Raw genomic sequence first — 19084 nt, 5'->3', positions numbered from 1 at the left:
ACAAGAGAGACCTTGCAGAGTACTTTCCATCAACTATTCTTCAGTATGTGGTTAAACAACCGTTGAGCAAGTTGGGTGTTGCTGAGAAGTATGACATCAAAGTAAACTTGTGTGGCGGTGGTTTCACTGGTCAGTCTCAGGCATTGCGTTTGGCTATTGCCCGTGCATTGGTTAAGATGAATGCTGAAGATAAAGCTGCTCTCCGTGCTGAAGGATTCATGACACGTGATCCGCGTTCTGTTGAACGTAAGAAACCGGGTCAGCCGAAAGCTCGTAGAAGATTCCAGTTCAGTAAGCGTTAATGTGCTGCCTGACGGAACATGTTTAGTATCTAAACTACCGGGACTCTTTATTTATTCTTAAGGCTACCCGGCGGTTGGTTTAGAAAAACAAAAAAGAAAGTAAACGATTAAAAGAAAAACAAGATGTCAAGAACAAATTTTGATACATTATTGGAAGCCGGTTGCCACTTCGGACACCTTAAAAGAAAGTGGAACCCTGCAATGGCTCCTTACATTTTCATGGAACGCAATGGTATTCACATCATTGACCTCCACAAAACAGTTGCAAAAGTTGACGAAGCTGCGGAAGCTTTGAAACAAATTGCAAAATCAGGCAAGAAAGTCCTTTTTGTTGCTACTAAAAAACAAGCTAAACAAGTTGTAGCTGATAAAGCTGCATCTGTAAATATGCCTTATGTAATCGAACGCTGGCCGGGTGGTATGTTGACTAACTTCCCTACTATCCGTAAGGCTGTGAAGAAGATGGCTACTATCGACAAGTTGACTAACGATGGTACTTACTCAAATCTGTCTAAGAGAGAAATTCTTCAGATTTCTCGTCAGCGTGCCAAGCTGGACAAGACTTTGGGTTCTATCGCCGACCTGACTCGTCTGCCGTCTGCATTGTTCGTGATCGACGTAATGAAAGAAAATATCGCTGTTCGCGAAGCTAACCGTTTGGGTATTCCTGTATTTGGTATCGTTGATACTAATTCTGATCCTTCAAACGTAGATTTCGTAATTCCGGCTAATGATGACGCTACTAAGTCAATCGAGGTGATTCTTGATGCTTGTTGCGCTGCTATGCAGGAAGGCCTGGAAGAAAGAAAAGCTGAAAAAATCGATATGGAAGCTGCCGGTGAAGCTCCTGCTACTAAAGGCAAGAAGAGATCGACTAAGGCAAGACTCGACAAGTCTGACGAAGAAGCAATCAATGCAGCTAAAGCTGCTGCTTTCATTAAGGAAGACGAAGAAGCTTAATATACTGTAAGTAGTCAAGTAGTAAGTAGTTAAGTAGTAAGTAGCAATACTTCTACTTTTTGTAGCCAACATTTCTACTTGACTACTTAACTACTTAATACTTGACTACTTTTTTTATAAACGAACTTAAAATAGAAAAATATTATGGCTGTAACAATGGCTGATATAACCAAGCTGCGCAAAATGACCGGAGCTGGTATGATGGACTGTAAGAATGCGTTGACTGAAGCTGATGGCGATTTCGACGGTGCAATGAAGATTATTCGTGAAAAGGGACAGGCAGTTGCTGCAAAACGTTCGGATCGTGAAGCTTCTGAAGGTTGTGTACTTGTAAAGGTTGCCGATGGCTTTGGTGCTATAATCGCTTTGAAATGCGAGACTGACTTCGTTGCTCAGAACGCTGACTTTATTAAGCTGACTCAAGATATTCTGGATGCTGCAGTAGCAAATAAGTGTAAGACTCTGGAAGAAGTTAAGGCTCTTCCGATGGGTGACGCTACTATTGCTCAGGCTGTAACAGATAGAAGCGGTATCACAGGCGAAAAAATGGAATTGGATGGCTATATGACTTTGGAAGGTCCTGCTATCGCTACTTATAACCATCAGAACAAGAATTTCCTTTGTACAATGGTTGTTTTGAATAAGGTGGTAGATGCAAAAGTAGGTCATGAGATTGCTATGCAGGTTGCTGCTATGAATCCGATCGCTGTTGATGAAGCCGGTGTACCTGCTGATGTATTGGAAAAAGAAAAAGAAATTGCTGCTGACAAGGCTCGTCAGGAAGGTAAACCTGAGAACATGATTGAAAAGATCGCTATGGGTCGTATCAGTAAGTTCTACAAGGAAGTATGTTTGCTGAAACAGGAATATATCCAGGACGGTAAGATGACTGTTGCAGAATATCTGAAGTCAGTAGACAAAGATTTGACTGTAACTGCATTCAAACGTTTCACTTTAAGAGCTGAATAATTCGGTAATTAAAATATAATAAAGACGGCCGCTCGAATTTGTTTTCGTAGCGGCCGTTTTTTATGCTTTTAGCAACCTGTTCTCATCGTGTGGCGATTTCCCCGCTTGGGAAGCACTATCCGATGGGTTTGGTTTGGGTGTAGCCTTCTTTTTTAAGGAGCTCCAGTATTTTTTGTTTAAAGTCGCCTTGTACAATGATTTCTCCGTCTTTGGCTGCACCGCCTACACCGCATTTGGTTTTGAGAAACTTGCCAAGATCTTTCAGGTCATTGTCGGTACCAACGAAGCCGGTAATGAGTGTTACTACCTTTCCACCCCGGTTTTTACGATCGAGCTGTACCCGTAAGTTTTGTTGGGCGGGGGCGGGGGTGACCTGCTCTTCATCATCGTCCGTCTCGTAATTGAAATTCGGGTTAGTGGAATAGACAACGTTCAACCGTTCCTTCCAATCGTTATTATTCTTCATGTTTCTTGTTTTTTAGTTCTTATTTTTGATTTCAATGAAAGAGGCCGGATTGTTTTCGGTGAAGAAAATATAAACGGATTCTTTATTAAATGGTCAAAAATAATATTTTGCAGTGAATCTTGCAATTATTTGCACTTTTTGTCGTCTAATACTTAATGATAAGATATGGAACGCCTTTATTAAGAGGTTGCCTGTATTTTTCCTTTAAGGCAATGATGATAATTTAAGATAGAATAGGATGAAGCGATATGTGTGGTTTGTAGTTTTGTGCTTTTGGACTTTGTCTTCCATTGCGCAAACTTTTAAAGGGCGGGTAACTGATGAGAAAGGAGAAGCGGTACCTTATGCCGCCCTTTATCTGAAAGAGCTGAAATGGGGATTTACTACCGATGATAATGGCTGTTTTCAGACAGAGTTGAAACCGGGGCATTATACTTGTGAGGTTTCTTCATTGGGATATACAGGGCAAAGTTTGTCCATACAATTATCGGCCCGGGGGGTGGAAAAGAATATCGTATTGGCTGAACGCATTTATTCGCTGAATGAAGTAAATGTGGTGAAAGGGGCGGAAGATCCTGCGTATGCAGTGATGCGGAGAGCCATAGCCAATGCACCTTATTACCGGACTCAAGTGAAAGGGTTTACTGCCGGAACCTATCTGAAAGGTACGGGAAAGGTGAAGAACATCCCTGCCGTATTGAAACTCTCCAAGGAAGTAAGGAAAGAATCTAAAAAATTATTAGGTAAATTGTTTCTGCTGGAGGAGCAGCGTGAGGTGATTTTTAAAGCCCCGGATGTATGGGAAAACAGGGTAAAGGCTTATAGTAATACTTTTCCCGATGAAATTCAAATACGATTAGGGCTGACCACGATTAATCTTTATGAGCCTACTGTTTTTGATAAAATTTCTCCGTTGAGTAAAGGGGCTTTTTCTTATTATCGTTTTAAATTGGAAGGTTGTTATGCCGAAGGAGAACACCTGATTAATAAAGTCAAGGTGATTCCTCGAAAAGATAATCCGAAATTGATAGCTGGCGATTTATACATCGTCGAAGGCCTTTGGTGTGTGTCTGCTGCCGATCTCTCTGTCCGCCAGAGCGGAATGAGAGCCACAATAAAAGTGACCTGCAAAGAAGTGCAACCTTCCGTTTTTCTTGCCACTTCCACCAGTATGGAGTGTTCGATCGATATGATGGGGCTCAAGGCGGAAGCTTCTTATCTGGCAGCGGTTCATTATGCTCGTGTGGAGGTAAATGATAAACTGGAGATAAAGAAGAAGAAAGAAGAAATGATAGCTAAAGTTGTCGCTGGTGCTACAGTACCGGTTTCCAGGCAGGTGAGAAGACAGCAGAAGTTGCAAAAACAGATAGAGAGCTTGGCGGGTAAAGAGGACTTGACGATGCGTGAAGCTTATAAGTTATCGAAGTTAATGGAAAAGTCGATTGAGAACGCAGATACATTAAAACCGGAACATAAATATGAGCGGAGGGCAGAGAGGAACCGTTGGAATGTGAAGACTGATTCGCTTGCGGATAAGAAAGATTCTCTTTACTGGGTGGCTGTACGTAGTGTGCCTTTGAAGCCGGAAGAGGTACAGAGCTATATCCATAAAGAAAAACTGACCGTTTCTAAAGATTCTCTTCAGAAAGACAGTGCAAAAACGAGGTCGGCCGGTGGGAAAATCATGCAGGCATTTTGGGTGGGGGATACATACCGGACAAAGAATAAGAAAGCCTGGATCAGTTGTTACGGGTTGCCTTCGTATATCCCGGAATATAATTTTGTTGATGGATTCTGGTTGGGAGCAAAGTTGGAAGCAGGGATTAAATTGTCTCGGACGGTGACTTTGCGCTTGGTTCCTTCCTTATATTATACAACAGCCCGTAAGGCACCGGTGGGACAGGGAAAGCTGATACTGGATTATGCTCCGCGCCGTAGGGGACAACTCACGTTTTCGGGAGGTGTCCTGTCTGCTGACTATAATGAAGAAAGCGGGGAAAGCCGGTTGATAAATGCGATCGCTTCTTCTCTCTTTGGACGTAATGAGGTGAAATTGTATGATAAACATTTTCTGTCTGCCGGGCATGAGATAGAACTTGCTAACGGATTGCTTTTTTCCGCTTCGTTTGCATGGGAGCAACGTAAAATGCTGGAGAATTATATATCGAAGAGTTGGTTCAAACGGAAAGCGGAACCTAACATTCCTGCCAATCGCTTTTTTGTGCCAATGCCGGAAAATGAGTTGCTGAAAGTTTCTTTTATGTTGGAATACACGCCGGCACATTACTATAGGATGGTACATGGAAAGAAAATCTATGAAGAGTCCCGTTTTCCTACTTTCACATTCCGTTACGATCGTGCTTTTTCAATGGGAGGGGTAAAGCTGTCTCCTTCTTATCATTTAACTGAATTTTCTGCGAAGCAGCGTATCGGGTTCGGTATGTTCAATCGTTTCAACTGGTATGTGAATGCGGGAGCTTTTTGGAAGGCTACCGGAATGCAATTTCCCGATTTTAAGCATTTTGCAACAACAGCTCTTCCGTTTACGGAAAGAACATTCGATACGGGGTTTGCCTTATTGAATAATTATGCTTATTCTACCGATACCCGTTGGGCACAGACGAATATATCCTGGTATACTCCTTACTTATTGTTGAAACAATTGCCTTTTCTGAAGAAGAAAAACTTTGATGAGGCTTTACATCTTCGCTCTGTGGCGGTATATGACAGGAAAGTTTATACGGAAGTGGGCTATTCGGCCGGGCTTTACGAGATGGCACGTATCGGGGTATTCGCCGGCTTTGATGATTTGAAGTTCCGTTCCGTCGGAGTTTCCGTAAGTATTCCATTGTCAATGTTGAGAGAATACTGACCTTCTATGTAGAAATTATGTTAAGCTTCTGTGACATCCATGTTGTATTTCAGAAAAAATAATGTAAATTTGCCAATCTCTAATCTAAAAGCATGAAAGAAGTGACAATGGATCGTCAGATACAGCATAAAGATAATATGAGGGTGCCGGAACCTACTTTACGTAGATTGCCGTGGTACTTGTCTAATGTCAAGCTGCTGAAACAGAGAGGAGAACGTTATGTGTCTTCCACGCAGATATCCAAGGAAATCAATGTAGACGCTTCGCAAATCGCAAAAGACTTATCTTATGTAAACATCTCCGGGCGTACGCGTGTGGGGTATGAAGTAGATACTTTAATAGCCGTATTGGAACACTTTCTTGGCTTTACAGATATACATAAGGCTTTTCTTTTCGGGGTCGGTAGTCTGGGCGGTGCTCTGTTGCAGGATTCCGGTCTTAAGCATTTCGGTCTCGAGATTGTAGCGGCTTTTGATGTGAATCCCGCTTTGGTAGGAACCAGCCTGAATGGCATTCCTGTTTTTCATTCTGATGAATTTGTAAAGAAAATGCAGGAGTACGATGTGCATATAGGGGTGCTGACTGTTCCCATTGAAATTGCACAGTGCATTACTGATACAATGGTTGCCGGTGGCATTAAGGCTATTTGGAATTTTACTCCTTTCCGTATCCGGGTACCGGAGAATATTGTAGTGCAAAATACTTCGCTTTACGCTCATCTGGCGGTCATGTTTAACCGATTGAATTTTAACGAATTTAAATAATGAAGATTATAGCTGTAGGAATGAACTATGCCCAGCACAATAAAGAGTTGGGGCATACGTTAATAAACAAAGAGCCGGTTATCTTCATGAAGCCCGATTCGGCAATATTGAAAGACGGTAAACCTTTCTTTATTCCCGACTTTTCAGATGAGGTGCATTATGAAACTGAATTGGTAGTACGCATTAACCGCTTAGGGAAGAACATTGCTCCCCGTTTTGCGCATCGTTATTATGATGCGGTGACAGTCGGAATTGATTTTACTGCCCGTGATTTACAGCGCCGTTTCCGAGAAACTGGCGGACCATGGGAACTCTGTAAAGGATTCGATAGTTCGGCGGCAATCGGTACTTTTGTTCCGGTAGAACGTTTTGCTGATATTCAGCAATTGCATTTTAATCTGACGATTGATGGGCAGGAAGTCCAGAAAGGCTGTACGGCGGAGATGTTGTTTCATGTGGATGATATTATTGCGTATGTCAGCCGCTTTGTAACGCTGAAAATTGGTGACCTGTTGTTTACAGGCACTCCTGAAGGCGTAGGCCCCGTCAGTGTAGGACAACATTTGGAAGGATACCTTGAAGGAGATAAGCTGCTCGACTTTTATATCAGATAATGTGTCTGTTCGCCGATCGGTGATTGGCTGTGGCGTGATTCCGTATCGCAACCGGCATATTAGCGTATTAATCTATTGCTTATGCACAGGGTACTTTATATTCTTTTATTATTCGTTGTTTTTCCGGTTTCGGCACAGAACCGTTTTATAACGTTGAACTGGCAGGAATTACCTGCTGCCCAGACTCTCCCGGAGGTTGTGGAAAGCATACCTCTGCCCGATGATTTCCGTTTTTATACTTATCATGTGAAGATTGAATTCCCGGAATTTGTGGATCTCGATCCGGAAGCTGCTGCTGAACTGACTCGGAAGAAAGTGAATTTGCCGGATTATCCGCAAGCGGAAACTTCTGTCGGAGTGGCTGCATATGAGGGAATACTGAGTGTCCGATTTGTGCCTGTCGTGCATCGAGGAGGTGTCTATCAACGTATCAACTCTTTTAAATTATCGGTTATTTCTACGCCGGTTCCGGTGGCTGCCCGTGCAAATTATACTGTAGCAAAAACAACGGAAAAGTCTGTGCTTTCTTCCGGGAGGTTCGTGAAGATACGTGTCTCCGATTCGGGAGTATATCGTATTACAAGTGCAGAGCTTAGAGGAATGGGTTTTTCCAATCCTGATAAAGTGCGGCTTTATGGATATGGAGGTTACCTGTTATCGAATCGTTTCTCCGAGCATCCGGCGGATGATCTTCCGGAAGTGCCTTTATACCGTGGTGGAGACGGGGTGCTTTTTTATGCCCGTGGGACTCTGCACTGGCAGAAGAACGGTAATACGTTCGGGCGCATAAAGAATTTCTATTCGGATTATGCCTATTATTTCTTGACGGAAAGTGACGAAGCTCCTGCTGAGTTTCCGGTAGAGGACGGTACAGACGGTAGCGATGCAAATCGAATCGAGACTTTTGATGCTTTTGCCTTGCATGAAAATGATGCTTATTCTTGGTCGGGTTCCGGGCGGGAGCTGTATGACTCTTATGATTATTCGTTGGGAAATTCGCAGAGCTATTCTTTTAAACTTCCCGGTATAACGGATGGGGATGGACGTATCAAGGTGGCATTTACAGCAAAATCAACGGATGTGAATACTACGTTGAATGTTGCTATCAATGGGAAGAATATTGGAACGCAAACCATTGAAGGGATTGGTTCGAAGGATCCTAATGCGTATTATAAAAAAGCAGCCGAAGGAATTTTTGATCATGAATGGACAGGAAGTAAAACGGAATCTACAACGGTGACGCTAACTCACAATCGTTCTGCCGGTATTCCGGGAAGATTGAATTATATTGTGTTAAATTATAAGCGCCGACTACAGATGAATGGAGCATATCTTGTGTTCCGTTCGGAAGATTCTAAAAATAAAGAGAGTACATTTGTTATTTCCGGTGCTAATTCTTCTACAGTTGTGTGGGATGTTACTTCACCTGTCGGGCATAAGCAGATGAAAGGAACCTTGAATGGAGATACTTATACATTTACTATTCCGGCAAGTAGTACTTTGCGCGAATTTGTGGCAGTAAATACATCGGGTTCTTTTAGTGGGGTAGAAAGTATGGGAGAGATACCGAATCAGAATCTACATGCTCTTAATGAAATAGATATGGTGATCATTGTGCCCGATAGAACTGCTTTTGTACAGCAGGCAGAGCGTCTGGCGCAAGCACATCGTGAAAAAAGCGGACTAACGGTCGAGGTAGTAAAATCTTCACAGGTATACAACGAGTTTTCATCCGGCACACCGGATGCTACGGCTTACCGGCGATTGATGAAGATGCTTTATGACAGAGGGACTGCGGCAGATGAACACCGTATAAGGTATTTGTTATTATTCGGTGATTGTAGTTATGATAACCGGATGATAACTTCCAATTGGAGAAGTTACAAGCCTTCTGATTTTTTGTTGTGTTACCAATTTGAGAATTCTGTAGATGAAACGCAATCATTTATGACTGATGATTATTTCGGATTTCTTGATGATAATGATGGTACTTCTTTAGCTACTAATTTATTGGATATTGGTATAGGCCGTTTTCCTGTGCGTACTGTGGATGAAGCTATCATTGCTGTTGATAAGACAATTGATTATATAAATAATAAAAATACAGGTACTTGGAAACGTACAGCATGTTTTGTGGCTGATGATGCTGCCGGAGATGATAATAATGGATTTATGACGCAAGCCTGTGATTTAGCTGATTTGGTGCATGCAACTAATCCGATTATGCGTGCGGAACGTATTTTAGCTGATGCTTATAAACGTGAATCATCGGCTACGGGACATAGCTACCCTCAAGCTACGAAGCGTTTGTTGCAATTGTTCGAACAGGGGATGTTGCTTGTTAATTATACGGGACATAGTGGTACTACTTCTTGGTCAGCGGAAAATCTTTTGACTTCTGCTGATATTGTTAAGCTTTCTTCTCCCCGTCTGCCGATATGGTTTACTGCTTCGTGTGAGTTTACGCGTTTTGATGCTGCTGAAACTACTGCCGGAGAATTAGCTTTCTTAAATAAAAAAGGTGGGGCTATTGCGTTATTTTCTACTTCACGTGTCGTCTTTGATGGTCCGAATGATAGTTTGAACGAGGAATTTATAAAACATTTCTTTTCTTATAAAGAAAATAAGCGTTTACGATTAGGTGATATTACTCGTTTGTCTAAAACTACGAATAGTTATGTTAGCAGTGGTAGTAATAAGTTGAACTTTTGTTTGATAGGTGATCCTGCCTTGATACCTTCCTATCCCGATTATAAGGTCGAAGTCGATGAACTTGACGGCCCTTTGTCCGATGAATGGCCCTATGTGAAAGCCGGTGCCAAAGTAACAGTCAAGGGGCATATCCTTACCCCCGAGGGTGAACCGGCCGATGACTTCACCGGTACTGTTCATCCGTTGGTTTATGACAGCAAAGAAACGGTTTCAACTCTTGATGGTGTTGGTAAAGGGGCGGTTACTTACACCGATCATATGAAAGTTCTTTTTTCGGGAATGGATTCTGTACGTAACGGTCGTTTTGAATTGACCTTCCCGGTACCATTGGATATTAATTATTCCAATGAGCAAGGATTGCTGAATTTTTATGCGTGTGATACGAACAAGCGTGAGGCCGGCGGAGTTTTCAGTAACTTCCTCGTTGGTGGAACGGCGGATGATCTGCCTTCCGGAGGCGAAGGGCCTAAGATGATGGTTTATCTGAATACTCCTGATTTCCCATGGGGGGGGCAGGTGAACGAGACTCCTTATTTCGTTGCAGAGTTGGAAGATGAAGATGGTATCAATACGGTGGGTAATGGTATCGGACATGATCTTTCTCTTTGTATCGATGGAAAAATAACCTATTCTCTGAATGACTATTATACTCCGGTAGCCGGCAGTTATACCAAAGGTACGGTTGCGTATTCTATTCCTGCTTTGTCTGAGGGTAAGCATACTTTGACTTTCCGTGCCTGGGATATTATGAATAACTCCTCCGTACAGACACTTGACTTTGAAGTCGTGAACGGATTGCGTCCTGGATTGCTTTCTATAATGTGCAGTAAGAGTCCGGCTCGTGAGAGTACGACGTTTATTCTTTCTCATGATCGTCCGGGCTCGGAGCTTGACGTACGTATTGCCGTCTGTGACTTTGCCGGTAGTGAGCTTTGGGTACATACCGAACAGGGAATTTCTGCCGGTAGCTATTATTATGTCGATTGGGATCTGTGCAGTAATGGCGGTCAGCGATTGTCACCGGGTATTTATCTGTACCGTGCTTCCATCACTTCCGGTGGTAGTAAGGAGAGTACCAAAACCGAGAAAATAGTCATTCTGGCACAATAAATCAGTGAAAATCCGGTTTATATCTACACATCCATAAGATTGATTATGAAGAAAATATTTATAACATTTTTACTGTTCTTTGCTTTCTCTGTCAGTACATGGGCGCAGAAAGATGAGTTCAATCCAATTAACACAGGTGTCAATTCTCTCGGTATCGCTCCCGATTCTCGCGGTGGTGGTATGGGGGATGTCGGCGCCGCTACCGATCCGGATAATAACTCACAGTTTTGGAACCCTGCCAAGTATCCGTTTACTATCGGTCGTGCAGGGGTATCGATCTCTTATACTCCTTGGTTACGCAAATTGGTAAGTGATATCGACTTGGCCTATCTGGCCGGATATTATCGTATCGGTGATTATCAGGCTATCAGTGGTTCGCTCCGTTATTTTTCTTTGGGTGAAGTACCGGTAGGACAAGGCTCTGACGGTACCGGCGGTTACAATATCAGCCCTTATGAAATGGCAGTAGACGTGGCTTATTCGCGCATGTTGTCCGAGCGCTTTTCTGCGGCTGTTGCCCTTCGTTATATCTATTCCGATTTGGCTTATAAGCAGGACGAAGAAGTGTCTCCGGGTTCTGCGTTTGCGGCTGATATTGCGTTTTATTATACGAATTATATCATGCTTGCCCAGCGCGAGTGCATGCTTTCATTCGGATTGAATCTTTCCAATATCGGTACGAAGATCTCTTATGACAGTGGAGCCCACAGTCAATTCTTACCTACTAATTTCCGTTTAGGCGGTTCATTGCTTGCTCCGATTGATGACTATAATACGATTGCATTCAGTCTGGACTTGAATAAACTGATGGTGCCTACACGCCCTACCAAAGAACAATATCAAGCGGCAACCGGTGCGGAAGACACATCAGGATATAATGATTGGTTGGATGCAGAAGGATACAATGATATTTCTCCGATCAAGGGAATTTTCAAGTCTTTCAGTGATGCCCCCGGTGGTTTTAAAGAAGAACTTCAGGAAATCCAATGGTCGTTGGGTGTGGAGTATACTTATCACAATCAGTTCTCTGTTCGCGGTGGTTATCATTATGAACATGAAAACAAAGGTAACCGTAAGTACTTCTCTTTCGGTGCCGGCTTCAAGATGAGTGTGTTCTCGTTGGATGCTGCTTATCTGATATCTACGGCACAGAGTAACCCGCTCGACCAGACATTGCGCTTCACATTGGGATTTGATCTTGACGGTATCAGAGATTTGTTTGGACGCCGGCGTTAATAAATAAGGCCGGATATAAATATAGGAGGCAGATCGGTTTGGTCTGCCTTATTGTTTCAGATAATTAATGAATAAAAATGAAGATACGTGTAGGTCTCGGTTTTGATGTCCATCAGTTGGTGGAAGGTCGTGAGCTGTGGTTAGGAGGGATCCGTTTGGAACACGAAAAAGGTTTGCTGGGACATTCGGATGCGGATGTACTGATTCATGCTATTTGTGATGCTCTGTTGGGAGCTGCCAATATGCGTGACATTGGTTTCCATTTTCCTGATACTGCCGGTGAGTTTAAGGATGTTGACAGTAAGATATTATTAAAAAGAACGGTTGGTCTGATTGCTACAAAGGGATACCGTGTCGGTAATATCGATGCTACCATTTGTGCTGAGCGTCCTAAGTTGAAGGCTCATATCCCCGCTATTCAGGAGAAACTGGCTGAGGTGATGGGAACAGATACCGACGATGTTTCCATTAAAGCTACTACTACAGAAAAACTCGGCTTTACCGGCCGTGAGGAGGGGATTTCCGCTTATGTTACCGTATTGATCGAGAAAGTATAATATTTCTTTTCATTTATAGGACGGCCACTAACCGCCCCATTCGCTAAAAAGGGATATTGCCAAAATAAATGGGATTAAGAGACTGCCTTGAAGTAAGTATATTCAGTAAATGCTCTAAAAACGGTTAGCATAACTGTTGATTTCCTGAAGTTTTACATGGCTTAAGCGGGTATATTTCATGCCGTGTAATTCATAAATCCGCGCCACCCGTGCCGAAGCAATATGTATCAGTTCATTCACTTTGTATTCGCGTTCGGTAGCTGGCACTTGACACGATTCTTGGCTTGGGCTTTTGCTTGTAAACCGGATGACTACCCGGTTTGCTGACGGATCTGCCAATGTTACGATTTGCCGGACATAGAACAATACGGTGGTTCCGTTCACCCGGGTTTTGTACGGATCGTCTTCTATCCTTACTTTGAGAACTTTCAAAGTGAGATCTGTTACTTTCTCTCCTATATTTCCTAAAAATCGTCCTGCTTCCTGTTTCTGTCTGGCTTTTCGTTGCATCAGATCCAGATGTACCGAATGATAAACTTTGGCAATTTCGACAAAACGTTCCTGCTTGGGGATTTTTGGGGTGTACTTATAAGCGATCCAACTTAGATAGGCGGGATCTACTTTCAAAATTTCGTGCAGATAGTGGCCGCGATATTTCCCGAACGGGATGAGATCGTCTCCGTTGCTCTGCATCCTTTTGAGGTTATAATCCACAATAAGCAGGCAACGCTTTGAGAAATAAAACATGGTACTGGCCATTCGTAATGCCTCATAAATATCCGGAGACAGATCGTGTATGAATAATATGGATTGTTTTTCCGGTTCCGGCGAATAAACCCATAAGGAGTAATTACTATGTCCGGACCGTGGTAGCACGATAAGATAAGCACCTGCTTCTTTGAAGGATATTCTACCCCGGTTGTACTCATTTAGTTTGGCGTACAAGAGGGTTTCTTCGGTTTCGGATATTCCCGGTAGTCTTGGATTGGCCATATATGAGATTTATTATTTTCAAATATAAGGTTTTCTTTCGAATAATCCAACTTTGTAATCGTGAAAAAATAAGTTGTGACAGTGTCAATCAAAATCCATATACCTCCATCAATTAGTAACTCCTGTCTGCTTGAAGACGTAGCATCTTTTTCAAAAACACATAGCACCTTTCAAAAAAAGATGTAACAGGTTTCAACAGGAAGATGTGCAGGTTTCAAAAAAAGATGTAGCATCTTTTTTCCGGTGAATGTTTTTTTATTCTTCAGAATATTTCTTCTGTATATTTTTTACCCCTTTCACCAACTTCACCTTTTGGGCTTCATTGCTTTGTTCATCGGTAATACGAGGTGAAGACACGCCCCGCTTTCCGGCCTCTTTGCAAATGTCTCCCAAGCACCGGGCATGCGGGTCGTAAGCATTAGGCATACGGGTGGTGAGCACCGGGTATACGGGGAGTGAGCACTATTGTCGGGAAACCGGGGTGTGCCTTCACCCTGTATCACCGATGAATAGGGAGCTTGATTAAAAAAGGTGAAGCCGGTGAAGGGGGTAAATTCTATATGAATAATGCACCTCGATGAACAAAAAAACTACACTCTTAAAGTTTTGTGTCCAACTTTTGGGATACAGTTCAAAATCGTCCCTTAAGGGAAGTTTTTAAAATGAAATGACCCGATCAACCGGAACATATGTGCCAAATTATTTTTTAAGCATTACTTAATCGCAGTTGCCATATAAAAAAAGAGAGACAAGCAGTGTCTCTCTTTTTCCTCTTTTATGTATATTAATTAATCATTCTTGGTGTTATTTCTCTATGGAAATATTTCAATCACCAAAGATTCTCTTGGAGACATCGTCAGTTCACCGTCCAGATTAATGATTCTTCCGGTTAGAATATCCTTTCCTTGGGCATGATCTTTTAGTATCTCTTTATAGTATTTTAGTGGTAGGGTCGTTGCTTCATCCGTACCATTTAACATTACAAATACAGTTTTGCCGTTGTATTGGCGGGCATATGCATATACTCCATGTTGCACCATGAATTGCGTCATATTACCTTTGGCAATTACTTCGTTTCCTTTGCGCCAATTCAACAATGTTTTATAGAAGTTGTAACATTCATTTTGTAATTTAGTGCGTCCTGCGGCTGTCAGTGCATTCGCTTTGTCGTCACTCCAACCACCGGGGAAGTCCTTACGTACATAACCGTCACTCTTACTCTTCACGCCATTCATCATGATTTCTGTGCCGTAATATAATTGTGGAATGCGGCGGGTAGTCAGTAATAGGGTAGAGGCCTGTTTCAACATAGGGAGATTGTCGCCTTCACCTAAAAAGCGGTCTGTATCATGGTTTTCGATAAATGCCAACACCGAAGTTGGATCGGGATATAAGAAATCATAAACAAAGTTGTTGTATACACGGTCCAATCCTTTGAACCAGGTTTCCGTTTGTTCATTCTTGGCGGTATTAATCTTATCGAAGAAGCTGAAATCCATTACGGTTTTCAGGTTACTGTTTAAAGGGGCAGATAGCTTTGAGTCTTTCTGCCACCAGGCTGTATAAGCCGGTTCTGTTACCCAGGTTTCTCCAACAGTATTGTAATTGGGATATTCCTCATTCAATTCTTTCATCCAGTTACTCATGGCATCGTAGTCTGCATACGGATAAGTGTCCATGCGGATACCATCGATATCGGCATATTCAATCCACCAGAAACTGTTTTGTACTAAATATTTGTAGACATGCGGATTCTTTTGATTTAAATCGGGCATTACCGTTACGAACCAGCCGTCGTTCATCTGGTCAAAATCATATTTGGAAGCATAAGGATCCACGTGAGGGGTCAGTTTGAAGGAGGTCTGCACAAAATTCTTCTCGTGGTCGGGGTTGTTGAAGAAATCTTTTGAGGGCATGTCTTTGATCCAAGGGTGTTCTACTCCGCAGTGGTTAAAAATCATATCCATTACGATCTTGATGCCCCGGTCGTGAGATTTGGCTATCAATTGGCGATATTCTTCGTTCGTACCGAATCGGGGATCTACTTTGTAATAATCCGTAGTGGCATAGCCGTGATAAGAACCACCTTCCATGTTGTTTTCCAAAACCGGAGTGAACCAGAGAGCCGTAACACCCAAATCCTCGAAATAATCCAAATTTTGCTCAATACCTGCCAAGTCACCTCCATGACGGGCATTCGGATCATTGCGGTCTACCTTATACGGAGACATACCGTCGATGTTGTCATTTTCCGGATTGCCATTTGCAAAACGATCCGGCATGAGCAGATAAAGGGCGTCGGAAGCATCGAAACCTTTGTGTTCACAACCTTTCTTATTACGGGCTTTCAGTTCATATTCTTTCACCAGTTTCTTCTTGCCGATGGTAAAGGTAAGCGGAAATTTGCCGGGTTTCACATCTTTATCCAGATGAAGATAAACGAGCAGATAATTATTGCTTTCCAACTTCACTGTACTACTGAGTGAGATTCCGGGATAGTTTACGGAAACGGAAGCGTTACCGATACCTTCGCCGTAAATCATTAATTGGAGTTCCGGATTCTTCATGCCGGCATACCAAAAAGGCGGGTCGATTTTGTTCACATTCATAGCTGCATAAGTACTAAGAGACAGTAGGAAAGAACCTAAGATAAAAAAGAATTTCTTCATGATATTAGCGTGTTATAGATTTTAACGGTGCTAATATAGGACAATTTATCGAGATGTCCTTTTCTTTCTTTTCGTGTATTCCTTATATATTTATGCAAACGTTTTCATTCCTTGGATAAAGTACCGTTTTTAAAGAAATCTTCTTCTTTCGCTTTCTGTTTCAGTTTCTTTAAAGTTTCCATAGCCGACCGGTAATAATATAAGGGGGGAGAAACGATGCGTGTCAAAGTTCGGTCGGTCTGAAAATATCTGATTGCTTTGGTTTTCAAAGCGTTAGAACGGGGTAGGAGTGAGCTGGGTGGAAAAACGAAGCGTTTACATCGCTTTACATCGAGCTTACATTTGAACCTTGTTTGAACGCCGTTCAAATGAATCTCTTTACATTAGGAGTGGAGTAGGGGAGAATTCAGGCAGTATGGTATTATTTCACTCCGATGCTTTGCCCAGGCCATACTTCCATATACAAAGATAACCAAATGGTGTAATTTATGCAAGTGGAGTAGGGGAGCGCTTCGCTTCTCTCCTATTTTTATTTATTAAAATTATTCCATATAGCTGATATTTGGTATATTTGCAGTGAAATAAATACTATATATCATGAGTAAAGTTATCCATGTACATTTGATTTTTGAGAAAAAGAACATCTACTTTGGTAGTATATCGGCCATTTTTGAAACTCTGACGGAGAAACAGGTCGGAATCACTAAGAGTAGTCTTTTACATGCTGGACTGGTTGATGACATTGCCAAATACACGAAACGTGCAATGATTATTCAGTCTCGCTTGATAACATGTACCAGAAAGGGATAAAATGCCTTAGAACGCAATTAAAAGCCGCAAAAGCGGCTTTTTTTGCCCTTATAAGTGTCAAACTATGATGGAAGGCTGTATTTATCCGTTTGAACGCTTTGAACGTCTTAAAAAGTGGAAAGGTTATTCACTTGCTTATTCATTTGGTTATTCATTTAAGCTATTACAAAAACGAAATGTTTTGATTGCTTATTCATTTGGTTATTCATTTTTGTGCCTATTTTGTTCTAATAAAACGGGGAAATATCTTTTTTTTATTTGGTATTCATCGGTTTTTATAATATTGTAGGGGGTAAATTGTATATAGATAATATTTATTTACTCCCCTGTATTTTTATATATTCTGCTGTAAAATAGTGATTTAACTGTTTTTACCTCCCTTTCCCCATAAAACACGTTTTAGATGGCATTGGCAACCGTAGAATCGCTTGCATCCGAAACACGCCCCGACTTGTCCTGTTTAAGTTGTGTAATTGTCTGTTTGAGCATCCCTATTTCCTCTGCCATTTCTCGAATGGTGGAGTCTTTTTCCCTTAAAACATCCAGAAGCTCCCTAAAATTATTGTTAGCTGTTTCTGGAGGAGCTGTTTCCGTTACTACTGGTGTAATTTTTTCGGCTTCTATATCTTTTAAAAGAAAGTCGTCGATTGATATTCTAAAAAACTTAGATATTTCACATAACAAACTCAATTTAGGTTCTGTATTACCCAGTTCATAGTTTGACATTGTACCTTTTTTGATGCCCAGAAACTCAAATTCATCTAATTTAAGTCCCCTACTCTCCCTTAGATATCTAAGATTCTTAGAAAAAACGCTCATAAATCTAAATTATTTGGATTAACACTTTGTTGTCTAAGAAACTTAGACTATATTTGCCACGTGATTAAAGTTTAAACACGCCCCAAAGCTACAAAAAAGGCTTGAGGTAACAATGAGAATTTAAAAAGAAGCAAAATGGAAGTAAAATTTAAAAAGGGACAAAGTGTGAGAATCACCAAGAGAAATGGTGAGATCATTGATGGTATAGTTCGTGACTGGGATTATAACATTTGTACGTTCGTGCGGGAATATAATATCGATTATATGAAAAATGGTCAGGTTTGGACTGTAATATGTGTTCCGGAGGATGCGATAAAGGAGCTTTAATAATTTTCTCGGGCAGTTAGTTCAGCTGGTAGAACAAACTAAACTCCTATAATGGAGAGGTTATGGTCCGCGGTTCGAATCCGCGACTGCCCACTACGATAATTTAAATATTAGATAGTATGAAAGAACGAATAGTTGTAGAATACGGTGAGGTGAATAAAATTGCCGAACTGATGGGCTGTACAAACGTGATGGTGAGTCATGCGCTTGCCTTCCGTAAGAACAGCAAACTGGCCCGTTCCATTCGTAAGCTCGCCATTGAGCGCGGTGGATCCAAAGTAGGTGGTAATCCTCAAAATACAAGTAGCCATGAAAAATGATTTGATGACATTGTTCAGCGACCAGCTGCACTGGTTTGCTCGTCTGAAACGAAAACAGCGCTTTTGCGTGCTTTACTTCTGTATGAGTTTCGGGATCCTGCTCTCTATTTTTTTTATTAATCCGCTGCTGGAACTTCTCGTAGTGTTGAATTTCGGGATCTCCGTGCGGCTGCTGAAGAAGCATGTCCCTTTGAATGATTTAGAGGATTGATAATCAAGCTGGGAGATGGAATACTTTGATAATATATTGTGTGTAACTTACAAAGAGTTGCTGGATATAATGCCCAAAGGCACTTTGAATAGCCAGCTGTCCCGAGAAAAACTGGATGTCGTTTCCCGTGGCGGTGGTGAAAATAATCCGGCTCTGTATGCCTATTCCTCCCTTCCCGAGAAATACAAGAAACGTTGGGTTGAGCGTCATGGCGAACCCGAGAAACAAATGAGACAGGAAATGATCCGTAACATAGTGAAGAAAGACGAGAAGGCCGAGAACTTTTTCGAGGATTACCGTTACGACAAGAACGGTGAGATGGTCGCTCTTCCCGAGGATGTGAAGAAGGAATACACCTGGAACGCTTCGGTGC

General features: G+C 42.0%; 19 protein-coding genes, 1 tRNA gene and 1 pseudogene. 15 read left to right on the top strand and 6 right to left on the bottom strand.

The window, feature by feature from the left end; translation table 11 throughout:
• The 3 genes from rpsI to tsf form a co-directional block, all read left to right on the top strand.
• On the top strand, window positions 1-302 hold a 302-nt coding region (gene rpsI / locus QVP90_RS08595), incomplete at its 5' end, for a 30S ribosomal protein S9 (protein WP_288204130.1).
• A 123-nt stretch (window positions 303-425) separates the two neighbouring features.
• Complete coding sequence (gene rpsB / locus QVP90_RS08590) at window positions 426-1262, top strand: 30S ribosomal protein S2 (RefSeq protein ID WP_005934084.1); 837 nt, start codon at window positions 426-428, stop codon at window positions 1260-1262.
• Between the two features lie 144 nt (window positions 1263-1406).
• Entirely contained in the window at window positions 1407-2231 is an 825-nt protein-coding gene (gene tsf, locus QVP90_RS08585; RefSeq protein ID WP_005934082.1) for a translation elongation factor Ts, read from the top strand.
• A 115-nt stretch (window positions 2232-2346) separates the two neighbouring features.
• On the opposite strand, the gene QVP90_RS08580 is transcribed toward tsf, so the two are convergent.
• Window positions 2347-2697 (bottom strand): translation initiation factor, encoded by a 351-nt coding sequence (locus QVP90_RS08580; RefSeq protein WP_021936175.1) that lies wholly within the window; start codon window positions 2695-2697, stop codon window positions 2347-2349.
• Window positions 2698-2935: 238 nt separating this feature from the next.
• Between QVP90_RS08580 and QVP90_RS08575 the strand changes: the two genes are divergently transcribed.
• The 6 genes from QVP90_RS08575 to ispF all read left to right on the top strand — a co-directional run bounded on the left by QVP90_RS08575 (window position 2936) and on the right by ispF (window position 12562).
• Window positions 2936-5569, top strand: coding sequence for a DUF5686 and carboxypeptidase regulatory-like domain-containing protein (locus tag QVP90_RS08575; protein ID WP_021936174.1), 2634 nt, complete (start codon window positions 2936-2938; stop codon window positions 5567-5569).
• Window positions 5570-5670: 101 nt separating this feature from the next.
• A complete protein-coding gene (locus tag QVP90_RS08570) occupies window positions 5671-6333 on the top strand; it encodes a redox-sensing transcriptional repressor Rex (protein WP_025819308.1) in 663 nt (220 codons plus the stop codon).
• A complete protein-coding gene (locus tag QVP90_RS08565) occupies window positions 6333-6947 on the top strand; it encodes a fumarylacetoacetate hydrolase family protein (RefSeq protein WP_005934072.1) in 615 nt (204 codons plus the stop codon). Before QVP90_RS08570 ends, QVP90_RS08565 begins: the two co-directional genes overlap by 1 nt.
• An 81-nt stretch (window positions 6948-7028) precedes the next feature.
• A complete protein-coding gene (gene porU, locus QVP90_RS08560; protein ID WP_021936173.1) occupies window positions 7029-10769 on the top strand; it encodes a type IX secretion system sortase PorU in 3741 nt (1246 codons plus the stop codon).
• A gap of 45 nt (window positions 10770-10814) precedes the next feature.
• Window positions 10815-12005, top strand: coding sequence for a type IX secretion system outer membrane channel protein PorV (porV, locus tag QVP90_RS08555; protein ID WP_005934069.1), 1191 nt, complete (start codon window positions 10815-10817; stop codon window positions 12003-12005).
• A gap of 77 nt (window positions 12006-12082) precedes the next feature.
• The gene (gene ispF, locus QVP90_RS08550) at window positions 12083-12562 is read left to right on the top strand and encodes a 2-C-methyl-D-erythritol 2,4-cyclodiphosphate synthase (protein WP_021936172.1); all 480 of its coding nucleotides are present in this window, start codon (window positions 12083-12085) and stop codon (window positions 12560-12562) included.
• 114 nt (window positions 12563-12676) lie between these two features.
• On the opposite strand, the gene QVP90_RS08545 is transcribed toward ispF, so the two are convergent.
• From QVP90_RS08545 to QVP90_RS08530, 4 genes are all read right to left on the bottom strand, one after another.
• On the bottom strand, window positions 12677-13555 hold the full coding sequence (locus tag QVP90_RS08545; RefSeq protein WP_005934064.1) for an exodeoxyribonuclease X C-terminal domain-containing protein: 879 nt from the start codon (window positions 13553-13555) through the stop codon (window positions 12677-12679).
• 255 nt (window positions 13556-13810) lie between these two features.
• Complete coding sequence (locus QVP90_RS08540; RefSeq protein WP_130059373.1) at window positions 13811-13996, bottom strand: hypothetical protein; 186 nt, start codon at window positions 13994-13996, stop codon at window positions 13811-13813.
• Between the two features lie 371 nt (window positions 13997-14367).
• Window positions 14368-16224, bottom strand: a complete 1857-nt coding sequence (locus tag QVP90_RS08535; RefSeq protein WP_007481516.1) for a glycoside hydrolase family 13 protein — start codon at window positions 16222-16224, stop codon at window positions 14368-14370.
• A gap of 104 nt (window positions 16225-16328) precedes the next feature.
• Window positions 16329-16493, bottom strand: a complete 165-nt coding sequence (locus QVP90_RS08530) for a hypothetical protein (protein WP_288204123.1) — start codon at window positions 16491-16493, stop codon at window positions 16329-16331.
• 328 nt (window positions 16494-16821) lie between these two features.
• Between QVP90_RS08530 and QVP90_RS08525 the strand changes: the two genes are divergently transcribed.
• Complete coding sequence (locus tag QVP90_RS08525) at window positions 16822-17034, top strand: hypothetical protein (protein WP_004327294.1); 213 nt, start codon at window positions 16822-16824, stop codon at window positions 17032-17034.
• A 399-nt stretch (window positions 17035-17433) separates the two neighbouring features.
• On the opposite strand, the gene QVP90_RS08520 is transcribed toward QVP90_RS08525, so the two are convergent.
• On the bottom strand, window positions 17434-17853 hold the full coding sequence (locus QVP90_RS08520) for a helix-turn-helix domain-containing protein (protein WP_004327295.1): 420 nt from the start codon (window positions 17851-17853) through the stop codon (window positions 17434-17436).
• Between the two features lie 135 nt (window positions 17854-17988).
• Between QVP90_RS08520 and QVP90_RS08515 the strand changes: the two genes are divergently transcribed.
• The 5 genes and pseudogenes from QVP90_RS08515 to QVP90_RS08495 all read left to right on the top strand — a co-directional run.
• Window positions 17989-18180 carry a hypothetical protein gene (locus tag QVP90_RS08515; protein ID WP_004327296.1) on the top strand — a complete coding sequence of 64 codons (192 nt, stop codon included), beginning with the start codon at window positions 17989-17991 and terminating at the stop codon, window positions 18178-18180.
• 10 nt (window positions 18181-18190) lie between these two features.
• Window positions 18191-18273 (top strand) — tRNA-OTHER (locus QVP90_RS08510).
• 26 nt (window positions 18274-18299) lie between these two features.
• Window positions 18300-18500 (top strand): hypothetical protein, encoded by a 201-nt coding sequence (locus QVP90_RS08505; protein WP_004327297.1) that lies wholly within the window; start codon window positions 18300-18302, stop codon window positions 18498-18500.
• Complete coding sequence (locus QVP90_RS08500; RefSeq protein WP_005932418.1) at window positions 18490-18711, top strand: hypothetical protein; 222 nt, start codon at window positions 18490-18492, stop codon at window positions 18709-18711. The genes QVP90_RS08505 and QVP90_RS08500 overlap by 11 nt, the downstream gene beginning before the upstream one ends.
• Before the next feature lie 15 nt (window positions 18712-18726).
• Window positions 18727-19084 (top strand): annotated as a pseudogene (locus QVP90_RS08495) (kinase); the annotation flags it as partial.

The sequence above is a fragment of the Bacteroides sp. CAG:189 genome (assembly GCF_000432295.1).
In the GTDB taxonomy this organism is placed as follows: Bacteria; Bacteroidota; Bacteroidia; order Bacteroidales; family Bacteroidaceae; genus Bacteroides; species Bacteroides salyersiae.
This window is presented reverse-complemented; position numbering and strand designations above follow the sequence as displayed.

Excerpts from the sequence above, each read along its gene's own strand:
- rpsB (WP_005934084.1), top strand. The coding sequence starts at position 426 with ATGTCAAGAACAAATTTTGATACATTATTGGAAGCCGGTTGCCACTTC.
- tsf (WP_005934082.1), top strand. The coding sequence starts at position 1,407 with ATGGCTGTAACAATGGCTGATATAACCAAGCTGCGCAAAATGACCGGA.
- QVP90_RS08580 (WP_021936175.1), bottom strand. The coding sequence starts at position 2,697 with ATGAAGAATAATAACGATTGGAAGGAACGGTTGAACGTTGTCTATTCC.
- QVP90_RS08575 (WP_021936174.1), top strand. The coding sequence starts at position 2,936 with ATGAAGCGATATGTGTGGTTTGTAGTTTTGTGCTTTTGGACTTTGTCT.
- QVP90_RS08565 (WP_005934072.1), top strand. The coding sequence starts at position 6,333 with ATGAAGATTATAGCTGTAGGAATGAACTATGCCCAGCACAATAAAGAG.
- porU (WP_021936173.1), top strand. The coding sequence starts at position 7,029 with ATGCACAGGGTACTTTATATTCTTTTATTATTCGTTGTTTTTCCGGTT.
- porV (WP_005934069.1), top strand. The coding sequence starts at position 10,815 with ATGAAGAAAATATTTATAACATTTTTACTGTTCTTTGCTTTCTCTGTC.
- ispF (WP_021936172.1), top strand. The coding sequence starts at position 12,083 with ATGAAGATACGTGTAGGTCTCGGTTTTGATGTCCATCAGTTGGTGGAA.
- QVP90_RS08545 (WP_005934064.1), bottom strand. The coding sequence starts at position 13,555 with ATGGCCAATCCAAGACTACCGGGAATATCCGAAACCGAAGAAACCCTC.
- QVP90_RS08535 (WP_007481516.1), bottom strand. The coding sequence starts at position 16,224 with ATGAAGAAATTCTTTTTTATCTTAGGTTCTTTCCTACTGTCTCTTAGT.
- QVP90_RS08525 (WP_004327294.1), top strand. The coding sequence starts at position 16,822 with ATGAGTAAAGTTATCCATGTACATTTGATTTTTGAGAAAAAGAACATC.
- QVP90_RS08520 (WP_004327295.1), bottom strand. The coding sequence starts at position 17,853 with ATGAGCGTTTTTTCTAAGAATCTTAGATATCTAAGGGAGAGTAGGGGA.
- QVP90_RS08515 (WP_004327296.1), top strand. The coding sequence starts at position 17,989 with ATGGAAGTAAAATTTAAAAAGGGACAAAGTGTGAGAATCACCAAGAGA.
- QVP90_RS08505 (WP_004327297.1), top strand. The coding sequence starts at position 18,300 with ATGAAAGAACGAATAGTTGTAGAATACGGTGAGGTGAATAAAATTGCC.
- QVP90_RS08500 (WP_005932418.1), top strand. The coding sequence starts at position 18,490 with ATGAAAAATGATTTGATGACATTGTTCAGCGACCAGCTGCACTGGTTT.